Raw genomic sequence first — 18238 nt, forward strand, 5'->3', positions numbered from 1 at the left:
AGCCTCAGCCGAGGTGCCCGGCCGCCAGCGACGCGAGCGCGACGGCCTGGTCCGCGAGCACGGCGTCGTCGAAGACGACGTGCGGCGAGTGGTTCGGCGCGGCCGTCTCGTGATCGACGTCGCGCGGCGTCGCGCGCAGGAAGACGAAGACCCCGGGCACCTCGCGCAGAACGTGGCTGAAGTCCTCCGACCCCATGACGGGAGCGGGCGAGACGCGGACCCGTTCGTCGCCGAAGGCCGCCGACAGCGTGGCCAGCGCGCCGGCCGCGAGCGCCGGGTCGTTGACGGTCGGCGGGCACAGCACGCGGAGGTCGACGTCGGCCGCGCACCCGTGGGCGGCGGCGACGCCCTTGACCAGCTCGGGCAGCCCCGCCTGCAACCGGTCGAGCGCGGTCTCGGACAACATCCTGATCGTCGCGCCCAGCCCGGCCTCGTCGGAGATGATGTTCCTGGCCGCGCCGCCCGCGTTCAGCTGCGTCGTGGTGAGCACCACGGGGTCGAAGACGTCGAACCGGCGCGTCACGAACGTCTGCAACGCCTGGACCAGCTCGGCGAGCGCGGGCACGGGGTCGATCGTGAGGTGCGGGGCGGAGGCGTGGCCGCCTCTCCCCCGTACGACGACGTCCAGCTCGGCGCATCCCGCCATGAGCGGCCCCGGGCGCGTGGAGAAGACGCCGTACTCGCCCGGCACCACGTGGATGCCGTAGGCCGCGACCGGGCGCTCGCCGGCCGCGTCGAACACCCCCTCGGCGATCATGCGAGCGGCCCCGTCCGCGACCTCCTCACCGGGCTGGAACATGAACACGACGTCCCCGGCGAGCTCCTCCCGCCGCCCGTGCAGGAGCATCGCGGCGCCGACGAGCCCGGCCACGTGCAGGTCGTGCCCGCACGCGTGCATGGCCTCGCCACGCGCCCGGTAGGGCACGTCGGTCTGCTCGCGCATGGGCAGCGCGTCCATGTCGGCGCGCAGCAGCACGACCGGCCCGGGACGGCCGCCCCGCAGCACCGCCACGACCGAGTCCAGCTCCTTCCCGAGCGTGATCTCCAGGTCGAGCCCCTGGAGCGCGGCGACGACCCGCTGCTGGGTCCTGGGCAGCCGCAGCCCGAGCTCGGGGTCGGCGTGGATCTCGCGGCGCAGGCGGACCAGCTCGGGCAGGATCCGCCGTGCTTCCTCGCGCATCAGGCCACACCTTCCTCTTCGGGGATTTCGGCTTCGGGGATTTCAGCTTCGGGGAATTCGGCTTCGGGGAATTCGGCGAATCGCAGCAGGCGGTCGGCGCCGGCGTTCTCGATGCGCGGGATCGCCGACACGAGTGACCGCGTGTAGGGCTCGCGCGGGTTCGCCACGATCTCCTCGGCGTCGCCGTACTCGACCACGCGTCCGCGGCTCATCACCGCCGTGGTGTCGGCGATGTAGCGGACGGCGGCGAGGTTGTGGGTGATGAAGATCATCGACAGTTCGAGCTCGCGCTGCAGGTCACGGATGAGGTTGAGCACCGCGCCCTGGACCGAGGCGTCGAGCGCCGAGGTGATCTCGTCGGCGACGATGAGCCGCGGGCGCACCGCGAGGCAGCGGGCGATGGCCACCCGCTGCCGCATGCCGCCCGAGATCCGCGACGGGTACTGGTCGGCGACCGCCGGCTTCAGCCGTACGAGGTCCAGCAGCTCGCGCACGGACGCGGCGCGCTGCTTCGCGTCGAGGTCGCGGTGCGTCGTCAGGGCCTCCTCGATCGTCTCGCCGACCGTCATCCGCGGGTTCAGCGACGAGTAGGGGTCCTGGAAGATCATCTGTACGTCCCGCGCCCTCCGGCGGCGGTCGACGCCGCGCGTACGCAGCAGGTCGTCGCCGTCGAGCGTGACGCGTCCCGAGGTCGCCCGTTGCAGGCCGGCCACCGCACGCGCGACGGTGGACTTGCCAGAGCCGGACTCCCCGACCAGCCCCACGATCGTGCCGTGCGGGACGGTCAGCGAGACCCCGTCCACGGCGTTGAAGGTCTGCCGGCCGCGCCCGAAGGTCACGACCAGGTCCTCGATGACGAGCTCGGCCATCAGGCTCCTCCCTCCTCGTGCCCGGCGGTGACGTCCTGGGGATGCCAGCACGCGACCCTGCCGCCGTGGCGGTGCGGCGCCAGCACGGGCGTCTCGCTCTCGCAGCGGCTGGTCGCGAACGCGCAGCGGGCCGCGAAAGCGCACCCCGTGATGGGCTGGGACAGGTCGGGCGGCTCGCCGGGGATCGTCACCAGCGGCTCGCCGCGGTCGGTGTCGAGGTCGGGAAGCGAGGCCACGAGCGCCCTGGTGTAGGGGTGCGCGAGCCGCTCCGGGGTCGGCAGGAGCGCGATGTCGACGTCCTCGACGACCCGGCCCGCGTACATCACCAGAATGCGCCCGCACAGCTCGGCCAGGACGGCGACGTCGTGCGACACGACGACGGCGGCCGCGCCGGACTCGGCGCACTTGTTGCGCAGCAGCGCGAGCACGCGACGCTGCACGGTCACGTCGAGCGCCGTGGTGGGCTCGTCGGCGATGATGAGCGACGGCGAGCCGATCTGCGCCATCGCGATGAGCGCGCGCTGGCGCATCCCTCCGGAGAACTCGTGCGGGAACTGCTGGGCGCGGCGCCCGGCCTCGGGGATCCGTACGTCGTCGAGCGCCCGCACCGCCTGCGCCTGCGCCTGCTTGCGGCCGGCGTCGAGGTGGACGCGCGGGACCTCGGCGAGCTGCGTGCCCACGCGCAGCGCCGGGTTGAGCGCCGTGAGCGAGTCCTGGAACACCACGCCCACCCGGGTCCCGAGCAGCTTGCCGGCCTCGGCCTGGATGAGGCCGGTCAGGTCGTCGCCGTCGAACCGGAGCCGGCGCGCGGTCACGGCGGCGCCCGCGGGGGCGAGCTGCGCGACCGACATCATGGTGACGCTCTTGCCGCTGCCGGACTCCCCGACGACGCCCACGATCTCGCCCGGATGAATGCTGAAAGAAACGTCCTGGACGGGACGGATCCAGCCGTCCGGCCCGGGGAAGGACACCGACAGCCCGTCGACCTCCAGGAGCGGGGCGGGCCCCTGCTGGGGCGTCTCCGCCTGCCCCGCGGCGACCGGCGCCGGGCCGAGTTTGCGGGGGGCCAGCGCCTTCCTGTTCTCCCGGTTGCGCAGCTGCCCGGCGAGCGACTCGCCGAGCATGCTGAACGCGAGCCCCGCGAAGACCACGGCGACCCCGGGGCCGATGGCCGCCACGGGAGAGTTGTAGACCTGGCCGAACCCCTCGCTGAGCAGGCGGCCCCAGTCGAAGTCCGGCGGCTGCACACCGACGCCGAGGAAGCTCAGGCTGGACAGCGCGAGCAGGCCGCCGCCGATCGAGGAGGTCACGTTGACGATGACGGGCTCGGCGATGTTCGGGAGCACGTACCGCGTGAACTGGCGCCGCCGGGAGACGCCGAGCATGCGCGCGGCGGCCAGGTACTCCGAACCGCCGACCCGCGAGGAGAGCGTCTGCGCGAGCCGCGCGAACGACGGCGTCATGGTGAGCGCGAGGGCGATCACCGCCGTCGTCGCCCCCGTGCCGAGGAGGATCACCGTGAGCATGGCCACCAGGAGCACGGGGAACGCGAGCCAGGTGTTGATCACGCCGGCGAACCACCGTTGGGCGCGCGCCCCGAGCACCGCGGGCACGGCCCCGAGCAGCAGGCCGGCGCACAGGCCCATGAGCGTCGCCGCGACGGCCATCACCAGCGAGAGCCGCGAGGCCACGAGGGTGCGCAGGAGGATGTCCCGGCCGAGCTTGTCGGTGCCGAGCAGGTGCTCGGCGGACGGGGGCAGCGCGATGGCGTCGGGATTCGCCTTCACGGCCGCCTCGCCCCACAGGACCGGGGCGAGCACCGCGAGCAGGACGAGCACCCCGAGCATGCACAGGGCGATGATCGCCATCGGCTGCCCGGACAGTCCGGAGCGGCGGGTCGTCATGAGGTCTCCAGGAGCGAGGTACGCCGGTCAAGCACGGAGAGCACGAGGTCGACGAGCAGGTTGACGACGAGGATCATCGCGGCGTACACGAGCGCGAGACCCTGGACGATGCCGTAGTCCTTCGTGGTGATGGCCCCCACGAACGCCGTGCCGAGGCCCGGCCAGTTGAACACCTGCTCGACCAGCACGCTGCCCGCCATCATCGTCCCGAGCAGCGTGCCGCCGATCGTGAGCGTCGCGGTGAGCATGTTCGGCAGCGCGTGCCGGAAGTAGACCATCCAGGCCGGCAGCCGCTTGGAGCGGGCCGTGCGCACGTAGTCGTCCTTGAGCGTGTTGAGCGCCTCGATGCGGGCGATGCGCGAGATGGACGCCGCCGCCGACACGGACAGGGCTATCACCGGCAGCACGTACGACGCCGCTCCCGTCCGCCCGGCGACGGGGAACGCGTGCAGCGTGACGGCGAAGACGATGACGAGGACGACGCCCAGCAGGTATTCGGGGATGGCCGCGATGAACGCCGTGACCCCGGTGAACACCGTCTCGGCGCCGCGCCGCCCGCTGTGCTGGGTGATGATCGCGACGCCGAGGCCCACGGGCACGGCGACGAGCAGCACCACGAGGAAGGCGATGCCGGCCAGCTCGACCGTCGCCGGCAGCCGGTGCGAGACGAGCTCCGTCACGGAGCGGCCCGTGATGATCGAGACGCCGAGGTCGCCGCGGAACAGCCCCGTGAGGTAGTCGAAATACTGGACGATGAGGGGATCGTCGAGGCCCAGCTGCTCCCGCCGGGCCTGCACCACGCTCTCGGCGGCGGTCGCGCCGAGCGCGGACCGCACGGGATCGCCCCCGGCCATCCGCAGCACGAGGAACGCGACCGTGACGATCATCCACATCGCGACGAGCATGCGCCCGGTGCGCCGGAGCAGGAAGCCGAGCCACCGGTTGCCGCCGTGGCGGCCACCGGTGACGGATTTCGAGCGTGCCATCAGGCTACTTCGACACGCGCAGGCTGGTGGGCACCACGAGGGTGTTCGAGTTCAGGCTGAACGTGACGCCGTTGCCGTAGACGGTCTCGGTCGCCTCGTACAGCGGCAGCAGCTCCAGGTCCTTGACCAGCGAGCTCTGCGCGGCCTGCCAGCCCTCGCAGCTCTGCTCCCCGGCCTGGCTCTGCGCCTTCGCCGCCAGGTCGAAGAACTCCTTGTTGGTGTTGTACGTCCAGTTGCCGCCCTTCGGGGGGAAGTCGCCCGAGAGGATGCCCTGCCAGGTGCTCGGCAGGGTCGTCGAGATGGGCGCCCACACCAGGTCCCAGTCGCCGCCCTGGAAGATGACGTCGGTGTACGACGGCGACGGCGTCGGGGTGGCCTTCACGCCGATCTCGGCGAGCTGCTGCTGGATGAGCTCGATGCCCGACACCACCGACTTATCGGAGTTAGCGGGATAAAGCAGGATGAGCGCGAGCTCCTTGCCGTCCTTCTCCCTGGTGCCGTTCGCGCCCTTCGCCCAGCCGGCCTCGTCCAGCTTGGCCGCCGCGGCCGTCTTGTCGAACGCCGTGAGCGCCGGGGTGATGTCGGTCGTCTTGCAGACGTTGCTGTACGACGTCGTCAGGCTCTTCATCGGCGTGCCGCGGCCGCCCGTCGTCACCTTGCCGACCGCGTCGCGGTCGATCGCGCCCGCGATCGCCTGGCGCACGGCGAGGTCGTTGGTCGCGCGCCCCTTGGCCTGGTTGAAGAACACCAGACCCGGGCGGGCCGGCACGTCGATCTTCTGCAACCCGGCCGAGTCGAGCCGCTGCCGGTCGTCGCCGGCGACGAGCCCGAGGTCCACCTCGCCCGACTGGAGCATGTTGGCGACCGTCGACTCGTTCTCCACGACCTGGACCGTCACGGACGAGGGCAGGCCCTCCGTCTTGCCGGTCACGCCGCCGGCGCCCCAGGCGTACTCGGGGCGGAGCGTGAGCTTGTAGCTCTGGCCGGGCGACGACTCGGCCAGCTTGTACGGGCCGGTGCCGAGCCACTCCTTGTCCAGCCGTCCCGGGTCGGCCGAGCCGGCCTTGCACACGACCGGCATGAGGCCGATCGTGGCGAACAGGAAACTCTGCGCGTTCTCGCTCTGGAACGTGACAGTGCGGGTCGCGTCATCGGCGTCGATCTTCAGCCCGGTGGCGGGGAAGTACACCCCACGGAACGGGGACCCGGTCTCCTTGAGCCCCGCGTAGTCGAAGCTGGCCTTGACGTCGCTCGCGGTCAACGGGGAACCGTCGACGCAGGTGACCCCCTCCTTGAGGGTGAAGCTGACCTTGGTGGCCGACTCCTCCCACTTCTCGGCGAGCAACCCCTGAGGCTCGGCGCCGGCGGCGAAGGACACGAGAGACTCGTAGCCGAACGCGGCGAGGCTCTGTGCCGCCACCGTCGCGTTCTTGATCGGGTTGAGCTGACCCGGGTCGGCGGCCAGCGCGTACGTCACGCCGCCGTCGCCCGACGCCGCGCCGCCGTCGCCATCGCCCGTCGCGCCGCAGCCGGTGAGCGCGAGCGTGGTCGCTCCCACAGCCCCGAGGAGGGTAACAAAGCTTCGTTTCATGGTGGTCCTTCAACACGCACGCGTAGGGACACGTCCGGGGTTAATTAATTATTATGATTATGCAGAAACGGATGTTTCGGCGGTGTAACAATTCGGCCATGAGGTGCGATACACCCCAGCGAACCACTCAAGCCCGCCGCCCCCTTGCGGCCGTTCGCGCCCATCAAGCCGGACCGGATCACGGGGATCTTCGAGCGCGCGAGCGACATCGAGGCGGCCACCCGGGTTCCGATGACGCGTGAGCCCGTCGACGTCGGGCACATCCCGCAGCGAGATCATCACTGACTCGTCCCTCCATCGGCTCCCTCCCCCGATGGCGGAACACTGTATTCGTTACAATGATTCATGGCAACCATCTCTGAACTGCGAGGACACCGTGCCCGACCTGAAGTGGGACGACGTGAAGGTCCTCTTCGACCCTGAGGTCAACGGAGTCCTGCCGGACGTCGTCGTCGAGCGGACCACCGTCGAGGACTGGCAGCTACTTCTGGACCTCGTCCGGGAGCAGGGCTGGCAGTACGCCTCTTCGGTGGATGGAGGTGAGCCGACGGAGCTCCCATCCGCTGCCGGCATGGCCGAAGCCGCCAATGCCGGCGAGACGCCCGAGCTGCATGTCCGGCCGATCACCGACATGCTGCTCATCTTCCGCATGTATCAGGTCACGTCGATCGACTTCGATGTCGATCTGAGAGAGCTGCAGGGCCAGGAACGGCTGGACGTCCTCATGGACGTCTTCCGCCTGATCGGACGACGCCTCGGGAAGTCGGTGCTGCTGAGCGCGGAAGGAGACCTTGGCCATCCGGACCTGGGGTTCGACGTCGACGCCGACCGCGTGGTGCTGATGGTGAACCCGAACGACCCACGCATGTGACCACGGTCAGAGGTCTCCCAGCCGAACCGGCTTTTTCGTCGGACTCGCCTGCCATCCTCTTCCTCTCATCTGTCCCGAGAGAACAGGACCCCCCTGGTGAGCGACTACGACTGGCTCGATGACGAGGCGTTCTGCGCGACCTTCGTCCGCGGCCTCACCCCGCACGAGGCACTGGCCCGCCTCGGCATCGACGTGTTCGACGGGGACGACGAGAAAGGCGAGTTCGACGAAGGGCTCATCTGCGCCCGGCCCGCCGAGGGCGGGACCATCCTGAGCGAGTGGAACGGCTTCGTCGGCACCCTGCCCGAGGTGCTGCAGCGCTTGTCGGCCGGTACGGTCACGGCGAGCGTCTTCGTCAACGTGAACCTGGTCGCGGCCTTCGAGCATTACGCCGACGGCCGCAACATCCTGACCTTCGACCCGATATTCGACGGCGACGAGGACGGCCTCCCGGAGGACTTCCTGGCCGACCGGGCCGAGCTCGAACTGTTCGGCAACAAGCCGGATGCCGGCCTCGCCGCTGCCCTGCTGCTGGCCGAGCGCATCACCGAGGTGCACCCGAACGCGTCGAGCGACAAAGTGGCCGCCCATGGCGTCCGCGAATACTGAGGCCCCCTCGCACACGCAGCAGACCGAGGCCCGTCCCTCACCCCTCCCGGCTCCTGTAGGTGGCCCGCAGCTCGACCAGCTTGTCCCTGGCCACCTCGTCCAAGGCCCGGCGCTGCTCCGGGTCCTCCTCCCAAGTGGCCTCCGCGCACAAGACCCTGGCCGCCTCGTGCGGCTCGGCGTCGCGCACCACGTACCAGACGGTGTCGCCGTAGCCGCGCCTGTCGCGATCGCGGCGCAGCACCGTCACGATGCCGGAGACGAGAATCTGCCTGGTCCACGGATTCCTGGCCAGAAGCTGCCGATCCACTGTCAGCCCCTCGTCCATGAGCTCGCCGCCGAGCATGTCGTCCTCCCACCGCCACACCCGGCAGCTGACGCCCGGGCGTACGTGCAGGGCGCCACGGCTTTCGAGCAGCACCGAGAACGTATGCGTGCCCCCACGGCACAACTCCTTGGCGATGCGCTCGCTGTCGGCGTACTCGCGCAGCCGATCATGGTCCAGGTCCTGCCCGGACCACAAGCTCCACCGCGCCTGCTCGACGTAGTAGCGGTCGACCAGCGGATCCTTGAACCGCCCCGGACGCGCCTGCGGCGGACTGCAGGAGGCCGGGGTGAGATCCACGCCGTCCTCGATGTCGACCCCCGCGGCGCGCAGCAACTCGTGAACAGAGACGCCCTTGTCCTCCGCCTTGCCGCGCAACCTACGCAGCCAGCCGTCGAACGTGTCCAGTTCCGGGTCCGCACGCAGCGACGCCCAGTCCTCCACCGCCGAGACCGGCACCGGCACCTCCCGCCGCGCTGGCGGCTGCACGAGCTGTTCGGGCGCGAGATCGATCGAGTAGTACAGAACGCCCCGCGCGATATAGGAGAACGGCGCCGCGTGCGTGATCGGATCGAAGACATCCCGGATCGGCCAGAACCGCAGCAGCCACGCCTCCTCGCACTCCCCCGTGGCATGCCCGTCCCCCGGCTGAGGCTCACGCAGGTACATGTCCACGCCGTACTCGAAATGCGGCGGCCCGATCAGGAAGTCATGCCCACTGCCGTCCATCATCGTCACGATCGCGACCACGCCACTCTCCGCGACGAACGTCGTCGAACTGACCGGCGTCCACGAGGCATCCGCGGCCCCCGGCTCGGCGTCCCAGGCCTCCAGCCGCACACCCGCGATGAAGTGGAAGATCTCGTCGGTGGGAGAACTCCACGCCGGCAGGTCGGCGCCCTCCAGCCCGAACGTGTTGTACTCGACGTAGACCTCGTCGTCGAGCCTCCGCAGCAACTGTGCCATGTCAACGCCTTCGCCCTATCGATGATCATCCTGGCTCGGCGGAGTATGACCCACTACACCGACAGGGTGACCCAGGTCAGCGGTCGAACCAGCGGGCTGCCGTGGGCGTGAGCAATCCAATGACGATCGCCAATGGCAGGAGGGTGGCCGGGTAGACCAGCGTCACCCAATCGAACTCTCTGTCGACGACGGCCAAGATGAGGTTGCTCCCCACCACGACCACCTCGAAGGCGATGGCAAACCACCGCACCCACTTCCTGCGGGACGACCATCGGGCCACCAGCCACCCCATGAGCACCACGACCACGACGGTTTGCAGCAGCAGGGCGAAAAGCCTCGGATCACTGAAGGCCGCGAGGAAAACCGGCGTCATAATCGCTGCACCGAAAAGCCCGAAGGCCAGCTGCACAATCAAGATGAACCTGAGGGTCCGTACGACGCCCGGCATCTGCTCGGTCTGGATGGCCTCATTCATGTGATCATTCTGCTCTATACGGGCAGCCGCCAACAGACGCCAACCAACTTGCCTTCATACCGTAACCATGTTGTTCGGCGGCCCAGCAGGCATGACGGCCAGCCATGCGGTGGCGATGAGGCAGGCTGCATCTACGGGGCAGCACCGCAATCCCGGCACGAGCGTTCGGGCCAGAGGTGCTGGGCCAAGCCAGTCGAAGGCGATCGCTCACAGCCGTTGCCGCAGGCCCGACTGCCGCGCTTTGCTGCTGCTGGGGATGATGACAGTAGTGCGACAGCGTGCCAGTCACTTTCTCGCTATAGAGATCGTCCTCCGCGAGAAGAAAGCAGCGATCAGCGTGGCCGCCCCTGCGGCGATCAGGACGGTAGCGGGAATCCGAACAAGATTTCGAAGATCCTCACATCTGTTCCTGTACTCCATTTCTTCTGCTATCCAGTTACGAGTCTCGTCCATCAAGTAATCAGGAAGAGAGGCAGCCACGTATGCGGAACCACACGCCTCACCTTCTGCGGTAACAGGCATCAGGCCGGCAAGTACACCTGAGCCGATCAGCAAGAAGGCGACGAACACGAGGAGCTTGGTAGCCATAGGTACTCCTTGAGCAGGCTCATCCGAGCCTGATCATTCCAGGTCCATTCTTGGCTCGGAAGCCTCGGCAGTGGGGAGGCGTAGAAGGGATTCCCTGTGCGAACTTCAAGGCCGATTGCGGACTGGTTGTGGCGAGTGGATGCACGGTTGGGTGGTGATGCCGAGCCGAATCGCGGTCAGCGGTTCTCTGCGGCCCATCCTGTGCGCTCAGGGCTGGTCGCCGGCGCTGCTGCCGGCGCCTTCCTCCTCCTCTTCTTGTTGATCGGTGCCGCAAGTGGATATGAATACGCCTTCGCGCTGCCTACCTTGCTCTTCTGCCTCTGCGTAGCCGCCTTCGCCGGGGGGAGCATGATGGGCATCGGCTACTTCGAACGCCGGCGTCAACGGCACTACGGTCACTACCCGCATGAGGTTCAGGGTGAGCGCAGCAACCATCCGTATCACTGACGGATGGCGCCGACGAGTAGGAGCCCATCGAGGATGCTCGGAGTGAACACCACGCCAGTGATCTCGGCCGCCAGCAAAAACGCCACAACCTCCTTTGAGGTTTTCACAGCAGGCTGACTTTTCTCACCGCATCCGGCCTCTGACCTTGGTGCATGGCTCTCACCTTCTCCCTACCGAGGAAGATCATCCCGCGGATGTCCCGCGAGGGCGAGCCAGCCGGCGAGCGGTTCCTGGCACCTGCTGAGTGAAGCAGGTCAACGCCCACACTCAGTCCACGCTGAATGGCTCGAACGACGTCGCCATGCCACCCAACACCCACGCGCAATCTCTGATCAGGAATAGGGCGAGCCCGGCCTTCAGCGGCCTTGGTCCATTGCCTGACCGGGGCGAAGACCGACCGCGGCTGCGGAGACTGCGGTAAATCCGTGGACAACCCATGCGCCCGTTGGCAACCTTGCCGACATGCAACAGGAGGACATCTGGGACGCCGAGACCGCCGAGCGCTATGACACGCCGGGCGTCGGCATGTTCGCTCCTGAGGTCTTGGAGCCGACCGTGGACCGCCTCGCCGAACTCGCAGGCGAGGGTCGTGCGCTTGAGTTCGCCATCGGAACAGGCCGGGTAGCTGTGCCGCTGGCCGAGCGCGGGGTGCCCGTCACCGGCATCGAGCTGTCAACTCCGATGATCGACCAACTTCGCGCGAAGGTGGACGAGGCGACGATCCCGGTGATCGCCGGCGATATGGCAACCGCGACGGCTCCGGGGAAATACACGCTCGTGTACCTCGTCTTCAACACGATCTCCAACCTGCTCACCCAAGCCGAGCAGGTCGCCTGCTTCCGTAACGCTGCCCGTCATCTCCTGCCCGGCGGCCGCTTCGTGATCGAGCTCTGGGTCCCTGAGCTGCGCAAGCTCCCCACGGGTCAGCAGGCCGTGGTCTTCCAGAGCGAGCCCGGATACATCGGCTTGGACACCTACGACATCGTGCGGCAGCACGTCGTGTCACACCACTTCACGTTCGATGCGAGCAAAGAGGCCCGTCTGTTCCGTAGCCCCCACCGCTACATCTGGCCGTCCGAGCTCGATCTCATGGCCCAGCTGGCCGGATTCGAGCTGGAGAGCCGGCACGCCGACTGGTCCGGAGCAGACTTCACCGCGGAGTCCCGCTCCCACGTGTCCGTCTACCGCATCCCACCGGGCGACCAGCTCCCCGAAGTGGACCGACCCAGGTGACGCTCACGAGCTACGCGGCCTGTCCCTCCGGAGCTGGTCAAGATCCTTCGGCAGCACATCTCAGCGTCTGGTGTCCCCCGGCCGCATGGGGGCACGACGCCTCGATCGCGGTCGCCCACGGCAACGAGGGTGTCCAGGTCATAAGCGCCCTGGGCGGCAGCCGTACCAATGAGGACCAGCTCCGCGCAGGGGCCGCCGGTGAAGTGGTAGGCGTTCACCGCCGTGATGATCCGGCCATCCTGGTTGCGAGCGGCGGCCGCCATGGTGTGGTTGTCGCCCCGGCAGCGTGCGGCCGCGACATGCGCCGCAGCCCGAATCAATTCATGATCGACGTGGTTGATCTGGGTAGTCATCTTCTCTGCTCTCATGTGGTGTCAGCCGGCGTTCGCTGAGGCGAGCAGCCGGTACGGCACCAACGGGGCGGAAAGCGCCGAAATCACTGCACGTAGATCTCCGTCAAATACTCTGTCCCTGTGTGCACATATGCGGAGGTCACCTACAAGGTCCACTATGTATGCGTTTCCTGCCGCAAGAGTCACAAACTGCCATGGGATGGCGCAGAGCACCTTTGCACCCGCTGCCGGCGGCCGATGCTCTTCGCCGGCCATGACTTCGCTGCCCCGCGCAAGACCAAGAACCGCAACTGGGCAGCCGTCGCGGCCGTTCTGAGAGTAGGACTCCGCTACGAGGGATTCGAGCCCTGCGGCTGCGGCAGGGAGCCTGAATACCGTCCGCGCACGAGCGCACAGGTACGGGCACGACGCAGAATCGCAGCACGCAAGGGACTGACCGACACCGAAGCACTCGCCCTACGCGACCCTGCCGACGCATAGCGCCCTCCTGACCATCCCGAAAGGGCCCCAAGAAGAGGCTCGAACAGGGTGGAGCGCTGTGCGTACGCTACCGTCGTGGACAGAGAGACGCTCGTCCAACTCCTCGCCACCGCAGGGGAAGCCGGCCATGCATGCCGCCAGGCGCTCGCGGCCGATGCGTACTTCGAAATATGGCCGGAACTGGTCGAGACGCTCCCCCTGATCAGGACTTACCAGCGTCGCGCACGTCTCACCCGCCGAAAGAACGTCCCACCCCTAGGGTTCGACGAGGCGGTCACGCAGCTCGAAGCCTGCGAACTGCAGCATCTCATCCTCGGCATCGTAAGAAGCACCGAGCCTGCCTACCACTTCCAACTCTTCCTGTCTCCCGACGCGTCACGCGTGGTGGCTTGTCTCGGGTGTCAGCTGCAACCACCAGTGGCGCACCGATCTCCAGAACATCCTCAGGAAGTGGCAGTGGGAAGGCTGATCACGTCTGCCGAAGGCGTCCAAGCGCCTTTGACGTTTTCGCGAGGGCACTGATCTACTCCCTGCCGTGACGACTCTGACGCATCTTCAGCCGGCCCCTGTCATCAACGAGACAGCCCGACTCCTGACCGAGCACTACGTCTTCCCTGAGATCGCCGAGCAGCTCACCGACCTGCTGCGACGACGCCTCGCCGAGGGCGCGTACGACGCCGGCACTGCCGAGGAACTCGCCCGTCTGGTCACTGCGGACCTGCAGTCCGTCAACGGCGACAAGCATCTGAGACTGAAACACCACGCTGACCCGGTGTCCCCCGAGCAGGGCGCGGCGACCTTGGAATCCATCCGCCGGGACTTCGACACCTCGCTGGGCGGTGCGCCTCGGGTGGAGTTGCTCGACGGAGGAGTCGCCGTGGTGGAGCTGGCGCCGATGCTGTTCCCGCTGGAGTGGGCCGCCGAACCGCTGAGCGCCGCGCTCACCTTGGCCTCCCGCGCCCAAGCGCTGATCGTGGACCTTCGCAACAACCGGGGCGGCGACCCGAACACCGTCGCCTTCGTCTGCAGCTACCTGCTGGACGAGCGCACCCACCTCAACAGCATGTACTGGCGTAGCGGCGAACGCAGCGAGCAGTCCTGGAGTCTGCCCCACGTTCCCGGCGCGCGTTTCGGCGGCAGCAAACCGTTGTACGTGTTGTCCAGTGACAGCACCTTCTCCGCCGCCGAGGAACTGGCCTACGACCTCCAGCAGCTCGGCCGCGCCGTCGTCGTAGGCGAGCCCACCCGCGGCGGCGCGCACCCGTGCAAGGGCTGGACCGTGCACCCCCATCTGGAGGTCACCGTCCCCACGGGCCGCGCCATCAACCCCGTCTCCGGCACGAACTGGGAGGGCACCGGTGTGCAGCCGGACATCCCTTGCGCTGCCGCGGAATCCCTCGACCAGGCACACGCACTGGCACTCGCCCGACTGGCAGGCTGACGCAGACTCCGGGCCTGGTACCGAACCGCGTCCGAGCGAACCATGGGCCTTCGACGTTCTACGGCTCTGCCAACGCTGACCGCTCAGCCCCAGGCCACCCCTACCGAGGAGATTTGCGCTGAGGGCGCGCGGAAAATGATCGCCGTCGACACCGGCCGCTCGTGTCCGCCGCACTCGCCTGACGACGCCCATCACGAACGCGCGCACACTCACACAGGTCGAGGCTCCCGCGTTCCGCCCCGGAGGGTCATCAAAAGCGCGGGAAGACCAAGCAGCAAGTGGGTAGCTGCGATCCACGTGAGCAGGCATGCCAGAAAGTTTCGGAGAGCATCCCGGGCAAAGCTGCAAGATCATCGCGATGCCCGCCGGACGTAAGGATTCCGTGAGAAACATCGGCCTGGGCCGTGCCTACGCTGATCACGACATCGCCCCGTGCGTGCCCTCGAAGGGAATCCTCAACATGCGTCGATCCCTCCGCCGTGCCATGGCCATGGCCATCGCCCTGATCACGACCGCGTCGTTAGCCCCGCTCGCCTCGCCGCCGGCCGCCGCGGCGAGTCCGAAGCGCCTCCGCATCGTCCACCTCGGCACCCTCGGCGGCACATGGAGCATCGCCCGAGGGATCAACAACCGCGGCCACGTCGTCGGCGACAGCCCGCTGGAGTCAGGGGTCAGCCACGCGTTCCTGTGGAAGAACGGCACGATGACCGACCTCGGCACGCTCGGTGGCGAGACCAGCTTCGCCTCGGGAATCGACGACGACGGGCGCGTCGTCGGCTGCAGCGAGCTGCCCTCGGGCCAGTGGACTCCCTTCCTCTGGCACAACGGCAAGATGACAGACCTCGGCGCGCACGGCGCCCCCGGCTTCTGCGCCGCAGCGGTCGCCAACGGGCACGTCGTCGTCACTTACGCGCCCACGCCCGGATTCGCCGAATATCGCGCCTTCCTGCTGTCCGGTGACGTACGAACCGCCATCGACCGCCGCCCTGGCCTGACCGCCAACGCCGTCAACGACCGCGGCCAGGTGGTCGGCGCCGACAACTACACCGTCAACGACGAGGGCTTGCCGCTGTCGACCTACCAGGCGTACCTGTGGCACAACGGCACCGGCCGCGAGCTCGGCACGCTCGGCGGGATGAGCGCACCCAACTCGATCAACAACTTCGGCCAGGTGGTCGGCAACTCCGACACGGCCGACGGCCGCCGTCGCGGCTTCTTCTGGAACGGCTCCTCCATGACGGCCCTTCCCCTGCCCGCCGACGCCTCCGACTACGCCGGTGCCGACGCCATCAACGACCGCGGCCAGATCGTCGGCGGCTACAGCAAGGCTGGCGACTGGTACAGCTTCGCCGCCCTGTGGGACTCCCCCACCGCCCAGCCCCGCCTCCTGCCGCTGCCCACGGACGCGCGGGTCACCAGCACTCAAGCCTTCGACATCAACAACTCAGGCTGGATCGCCGGCTCCGTCACCTACTACTGGAGCACCGGCCGCGGCACCCAGGCCGTCATCTGGCGCTGACCACGTGGGCTGCTTTCGTACGGCGGCGCGGCTCGCGGTAGGAGCGTCCGCTTGGTACGGCGAGGCTGGCGTGGGGTGCCCGCCCCGGTGTCCCGCCGCCGTCCGGGAGCGGCCCTCAGGCCGCATCCCTCGGACGACGAGCGGACGGATGGCCGGCGGCACGGCGGCGACCCTCTGGCTGGGGTTACGCCAAGTGCATCGACACCCAACAGGAGATCGCCAACAGCGGATCGAAGAGGCACTGGCGTCGTGACACGCAGCCAACCCACAGGGCTCCGAGCGCCGGCCAGGGCTCGCTGACAAGCTGTACTTCTCATCTGCACCGTGCGCCCCTTCCTCGGGTAGCCCAGAGCACGGGCCGATCCGAGGGGGTGCTCAGCGCCTGGTCTCGTATCTGGTCAGGAGTACGCCGCCGGGGAACGTCCGGGTCTCCACCAGGGTCAGGTTCACCCAGTTGTCCAGGGCTGTGAAGAACGGCTTGCCGCCGCCCAGCAAGACCGGTGCGGTGACCAGCACGTACTCGTCGATCAGTCCGGCCCGTGCGGCCGCTGCGGCAAGTGTGGCGCCGCACATGTCCATGGGGGCACCGTCCTCGGCCTTGAGCCGGGTGATCTCGGTGACCGCGTCGCCGGTGACCAGGCGGGTGTTCCAGTCGACCTTGATGGTCTTCGAGGAGAACACCACCTTCGGCATGTCCCGCCAGCGGCGGGCGTACTCTTTCTGCGCCGGCGTGGCGCCAGGCTGCTGGTCGGCGGTCGGCCAGTGGGAGCTCATCGTCTCCCACAACCTGCGCCCGTACAGCGCCAGGTCCGTCGCGCCCACCCGGTCGGACCACCACTGGAACAGCTCGTCACTCGGTACGCTCCAGCCGAGATCGTCGCCGGGTGCAGCGACATAGCCGTCCAGGCTCAGGTTCATGCCGAAGGTCAGTTTCCGCATGGCGTCAGCCTCCTGTAAGTCGGTACTAGGCGTAAAGACCAGCACGGCGCGGAAAAATCATCGGTCAGGCCACACCGATCTATGCCGAAATCCGGAGCAGGCGGGACAGGGCGCGCGGACAAGCGTACGCGCGGGCCTCGAGTCCCCGAGGTGGATAACCGACCCTCGGCCCAGACAGGTGGGACAGCCGGGCAGGTCGCGCGCACCGACCTGATCCCATCGCACGTACATTCGTCACGCCATCCCTGCTTGTCGCGCATCTCGACGGGCGGCTCGAGGCCGAGAGCGGAGACGCGACCGGAGCGGCATCTGGCCGCACACCCCTGAAACGCACAAGAGGCCCCGCAGGGCCTCTGAGCTGCTGTTACTGCTGGTGGTGCAGACTGACCGAACGGATCGAATGGGAGTTCTGGACCGTCATGGCGGCGAGCAGCACGCCGCCACCCGGGCCGGGACAGCGCCCTACTTGGTCAGGGATTCGGCGACGAGTCGCCAGATGTCCGCGGCCAGGTTCATGTTGCCGCCTTGCTGGGCCTGCTTAGCGAGCTTGCGCAGCCCGGCGAGCGCGGTGTCCTGCTCGCCCTCCAGGAGCAAAACGCGGTTGCGCAAGACGTCGAGCCGCATCCGCTCCTGGTAGGTGAGCAGGTCGTCGAAGCCGGTCAGCCGGTCCAGGACCGTACGGGCCTCGTCGAGGTCGCCGGTGAGGACGGCGATCCGGGCGCGCACGGCCAGCAGTTGCTGCTCGATGGTGGGGGCGCCCGCGAACGGCAACGCGGCCTGGACCTCCGCAACACGCTGCCGGGCGGAATCCGTTCTGGGCGGATCGGCCCTGAGGTCGAACCGGGCCGCCCCGAGGCGCAGGCGCAGGCGCATCCAGAGCGTCAGGTCGTCACGGCCGTCTCGCTGGTCACGGGATATACGCGGTGGACGGCCATGATCCGGAGTATGCGCGGAAGAAGCGGCCCCGCAACGCCGAAAGACTTCGGGGCAAACCGGAGCCCTTCGAGCAGCGTCGTTCGTGATCGATCGCCACAACGTGGCCGGCCGCCATACGTGGTGGGGGCGATCGACGATCCAAAGTTCGCTCCTCGCCCTGGCTCACCGAGTGGCCGCTCAGAGCTGCATCTGGCTGCACACCCCTGAAACGCACAAGAGGCCCCCATAGGGCCATTGAGCTGCACTTACTGCTGGTGGCAGGTGCAAGGTTCGAACTTGCGTAGGCTGAGCCGACGGTTTTCCAGGGCGTCGCCGGGCCCGGCTACGCATAAGGCAGCTCGACCTCGGTGCCATAGGCGTCGCGCGTCTCCAGGTGGTTGGCCTCGTGCTCGAAGTCAGTCAGGAGCTTTTCGAACTCCGCGCCGGAGACGCTGCCCCTAACCGGTCATCCAGAGCAGGAATGGAGAACTACCCACATATTGGGACATAGGGCATCTATGCCACTTCGGGCGACTCGGTGATTTGGGAG

Annotated in this window: 17 protein-coding genes; 6 read left to right on the plus strand and 11 right to left on the minus strand. The window is 68.1% G+C overall.

Annotation, left to right across the window (positions count from 1 at the left end; translation table 11 throughout):
* Positions 1 to 4: 4 nt before the first annotated feature.
* Genes ABD292_RS16420 through ABD292_RS16440 form a run of 5 tightly spaced genes read right to left on the minus strand, consistent with a single transcriptional unit; the run spans position 5 to position 6497 of the window.
* Positions 5 to 1180: a M20 metallopeptidase family protein gene (locus ABD292_RS16420; protein WP_344208112.1), complete on the minus strand. Its 1176-nt coding sequence runs from the start codon at positions 1178 to 1180 to the stop codon at positions 5 to 7.
* Positions 1180 to 2049 carry an ABC transporter ATP-binding protein gene (locus tag ABD292_RS16425; protein ID WP_344208113.1) on the minus strand — a complete coding sequence of 290 codons (870 nt, stop codon included), beginning with the start codon at positions 2047 to 2049 and terminating at the stop codon, positions 1180 to 1182. Before ABD292_RS16425 ends, ABD292_RS16420 begins: the two co-directional genes overlap by 1 nt.
* The gene (locus ABD292_RS16430; RefSeq protein WP_344208114.1) at positions 2049 to 3953 is read right to left on the minus strand and encodes a dipeptide/oligopeptide/nickel ABC transporter permease/ATP-binding protein; all 1905 of its coding nucleotides are present in this window, start codon (positions 3951 to 3953) and stop codon (positions 2049 to 2051) included. Before ABD292_RS16430 ends, ABD292_RS16425 begins: the two co-directional genes overlap by 1 nt.
* Positions 3950 to 4939 (minus strand): ABC transporter permease, encoded by a 990-nt coding sequence (locus ABD292_RS16435; protein ID WP_344208115.1) that lies wholly within the window; start codon positions 4937 to 4939, stop codon positions 3950 to 3952. Before ABD292_RS16435 ends, ABD292_RS16430 begins: the two co-directional genes overlap by 4 nt.
* Positions 4940 to 4943: 4 nt before the next feature.
* Complete coding sequence (locus ABD292_RS16440) at positions 4944 to 6497, minus strand: ABC transporter substrate-binding protein (RefSeq protein WP_344208116.1); 1554 nt, start codon at positions 6495 to 6497, stop codon at positions 4944 to 4946.
* A 409-nt stretch (positions 6498 to 6906) separates the two neighbouring features.
* On the opposite strand from ABD292_RS16440, the gene ABD292_RS16445 reads away from it, so the two are divergent.
* Together ABD292_RS16445 and ABD292_RS16450 are read left to right on the plus strand one after the other, a co-directional pair.
* On the plus strand, positions 6907 to 7401 hold the full coding sequence (locus tag ABD292_RS16445) for a hypothetical protein (protein WP_344208117.1): 495 nt from the start codon (positions 6907 to 6909) through the stop codon (positions 7399 to 7401).
* A gap of 96 nt (positions 7402 to 7497) precedes the next feature.
* Positions 7498 to 8010: a DUF6461 domain-containing protein gene (locus ABD292_RS16450; RefSeq protein ID WP_344208118.1), complete on the plus strand. Its 513-nt coding sequence runs from the start codon at positions 7498 to 7500 to the stop codon at positions 8008 to 8010.
* Positions 8011 to 8047: 37 nt separating this feature from the next.
* Here ABD292_RS16450 and ABD292_RS16455 read toward each other — a convergent pair whose 3' ends face one another.
* The 4 genes from ABD292_RS16455 to ABD292_RS16470 all read right to left on the minus strand — a co-directional run bounded on the left by ABD292_RS16455 (position 8048) and on the right by ABD292_RS16470 (position 10796).
* Entirely contained in the window at positions 8048 to 9298 is a 1251-nt protein-coding gene (locus tag ABD292_RS16455; RefSeq protein ID WP_344208119.1) for a hypothetical protein, read from the minus strand.
* Positions 9299 to 9374: 76 nt separating this feature from the next.
* On the minus strand, positions 9375 to 9773 hold the full coding sequence (locus tag ABD292_RS16460; protein ID WP_344208120.1) for a hypothetical protein: 399 nt from the start codon (positions 9771 to 9773) through the stop codon (positions 9375 to 9377).
* A gap of 285 nt (positions 9774 to 10058) precedes the next feature.
* Entirely contained in the window at positions 10059 to 10361 is a 303-nt protein-coding gene (locus ABD292_RS16465) for a hypothetical protein (RefSeq protein WP_344208121.1), read from the minus strand.
* 207 nt (positions 10362 to 10568) lie between these two features.
* The gene (locus tag ABD292_RS16470; RefSeq protein ID WP_344208122.1) at positions 10569 to 10796 is read right to left on the minus strand and encodes a hypothetical protein; all 228 of its coding nucleotides are present in this window, start codon (positions 10794 to 10796) and stop codon (positions 10569 to 10571) included.
* 474 nt (positions 10797 to 11270) lie between these two features.
* Between ABD292_RS16470 and ABD292_RS16475 the strand changes: the two genes are divergently transcribed.
* The 4 genes from ABD292_RS16475 to ABD292_RS16490 all read left to right on the plus strand — a co-directional run bounded on the left by ABD292_RS16475 (position 11271) and on the right by ABD292_RS16490 (position 15834).
* Positions 11271 to 12041 (plus strand): class I SAM-dependent DNA methyltransferase, encoded by a 771-nt coding sequence (locus ABD292_RS16475; protein ID WP_344208123.1) that lies wholly within the window; start codon positions 11271 to 11273, stop codon positions 12039 to 12041.
* 908 nt (positions 12042 to 12949) lie between these two features.
* Positions 12950 to 13396 (plus strand): hypothetical protein, encoded by a 447-nt coding sequence (locus ABD292_RS16480; protein ID WP_344208124.1) that lies wholly within the window; start codon positions 12950 to 12952, stop codon positions 13394 to 13396.
* A gap of 13 nt (positions 13397 to 13409) precedes the next feature.
* Entirely contained in the window at positions 13410 to 14315 is a 906-nt protein-coding gene (locus ABD292_RS16485) for a S41 family peptidase (protein ID WP_344208125.1), read from the plus strand.
* A gap of 460 nt (positions 14316 to 14775) precedes the next feature.
* Positions 14776 to 15834, plus strand: coding sequence for a hypothetical protein (locus ABD292_RS16490; RefSeq protein WP_344208126.1), 1059 nt, complete (start codon positions 14776 to 14778; stop codon positions 15832 to 15834).
* A 375-nt stretch (positions 15835 to 16209) separates the two neighbouring features.
* Here the strand turns inward: ABD292_RS16490 and ABD292_RS16495 are convergent, their stop codons facing one another.
* On the minus strand, positions 16210 to 16773 hold the full coding sequence (locus tag ABD292_RS16495; protein WP_344208127.1) for a dihydrofolate reductase family protein: 564 nt from the start codon (positions 16771 to 16773) through the stop codon (positions 16210 to 16212).
* Positions 16774 to 17235: 462 nt separating this feature from the next.
* Complete coding sequence (locus ABD292_RS16500) at positions 17236 to 17646, minus strand: hypothetical protein (RefSeq protein WP_344208128.1); 411 nt, start codon at positions 17644 to 17646, stop codon at positions 17236 to 17238.
* Between the last annotated feature and the right edge of the window lie 592 nt (positions 17647 to 18238).

Source organism: Nonomuraea bangladeshensis (genome assembly GCF_039529455.1).
Taxonomy (GTDB): domain Bacteria; phylum Actinomycetota; class Actinomycetes; order Streptosporangiales; family Streptosporangiaceae; genus Nonomuraea; species Nonomuraea bangladeshensis.

What these genes read in the sequence shown, in the direction of transcription:
- ABD292_RS16475 (WP_344208123.1), top strand. Translation starts at nt 11,271, where the DNA reads ATGCAACAGGAGGACATCTGGGACGCCGAGACCGCCGAGCGCTATGAC.
- ABD292_RS16465 (WP_344208121.1), bottom strand. Translation starts at nt 10,361, where the DNA reads ATGGCTACCAAGCTCCTCGTGTTCGTCGCCTTCTTGCTGATCGGCTCA.
- ABD292_RS16455 (WP_344208119.1), bottom strand. Translation starts at nt 9,298, where the DNA reads ATGGCACAGTTGCTGCGGAGGCTCGACGACGAGGTCTACGTCGAGTAC.
- ABD292_RS16425 (WP_344208113.1), bottom strand. Translation starts at nt 2,049, where the DNA reads ATGGCCGAGCTCGTCATCGAGGACCTGGTCGTGACCTTCGGGCGCGGC.
- ABD292_RS16495 (WP_344208127.1), bottom strand. Translation starts at nt 16,773, where the DNA reads ATGCGGAAACTGACCTTCGGCATGAACCTGAGCCTGGACGGCTATGTC.
- ABD292_RS16490 (WP_344208126.1), top strand. Translation starts at nt 14,776, where the DNA reads ATGCGTCGATCCCTCCGCCGTGCCATGGCCATGGCCATCGCCCTGATC.
- ABD292_RS16420 (WP_344208112.1), bottom strand. Translation starts at nt 1,180, where the DNA reads ATGCGCGAGGAAGCACGGCGGATCCTGCCCGAGCTGGTCCGCCTGCGC.
- ABD292_RS16500 (WP_344208128.1), bottom strand. Translation starts at nt 17,646, where the DNA reads ATGCGCCTGCGCCTGCGCCTCGGGGCGGCCCGGTTCGACCTCAGGGCC.
- ABD292_RS16470 (WP_344208122.1), bottom strand. Translation starts at nt 10,796, where the DNA reads ATGGTTGCTGCGCTCACCCTGAACCTCATGCGGGTAGTGACCGTAGTG.
- ABD292_RS16435 (WP_344208115.1), bottom strand. Translation starts at nt 4,939, where the DNA reads ATGGCACGCTCGAAATCCGTCACCGGTGGCCGCCACGGCGGCAACCGG.
- ABD292_RS16430 (WP_344208114.1), bottom strand. Translation starts at nt 3,953, where the DNA reads ATGACGACCCGCCGCTCCGGACTGTCCGGGCAGCCGATGGCGATCATC.
- ABD292_RS16460 (WP_344208120.1), bottom strand. Translation starts at nt 9,773, where the DNA reads ATGAATGAGGCCATCCAGACCGAGCAGATGCCGGGCGTCGTACGGACC.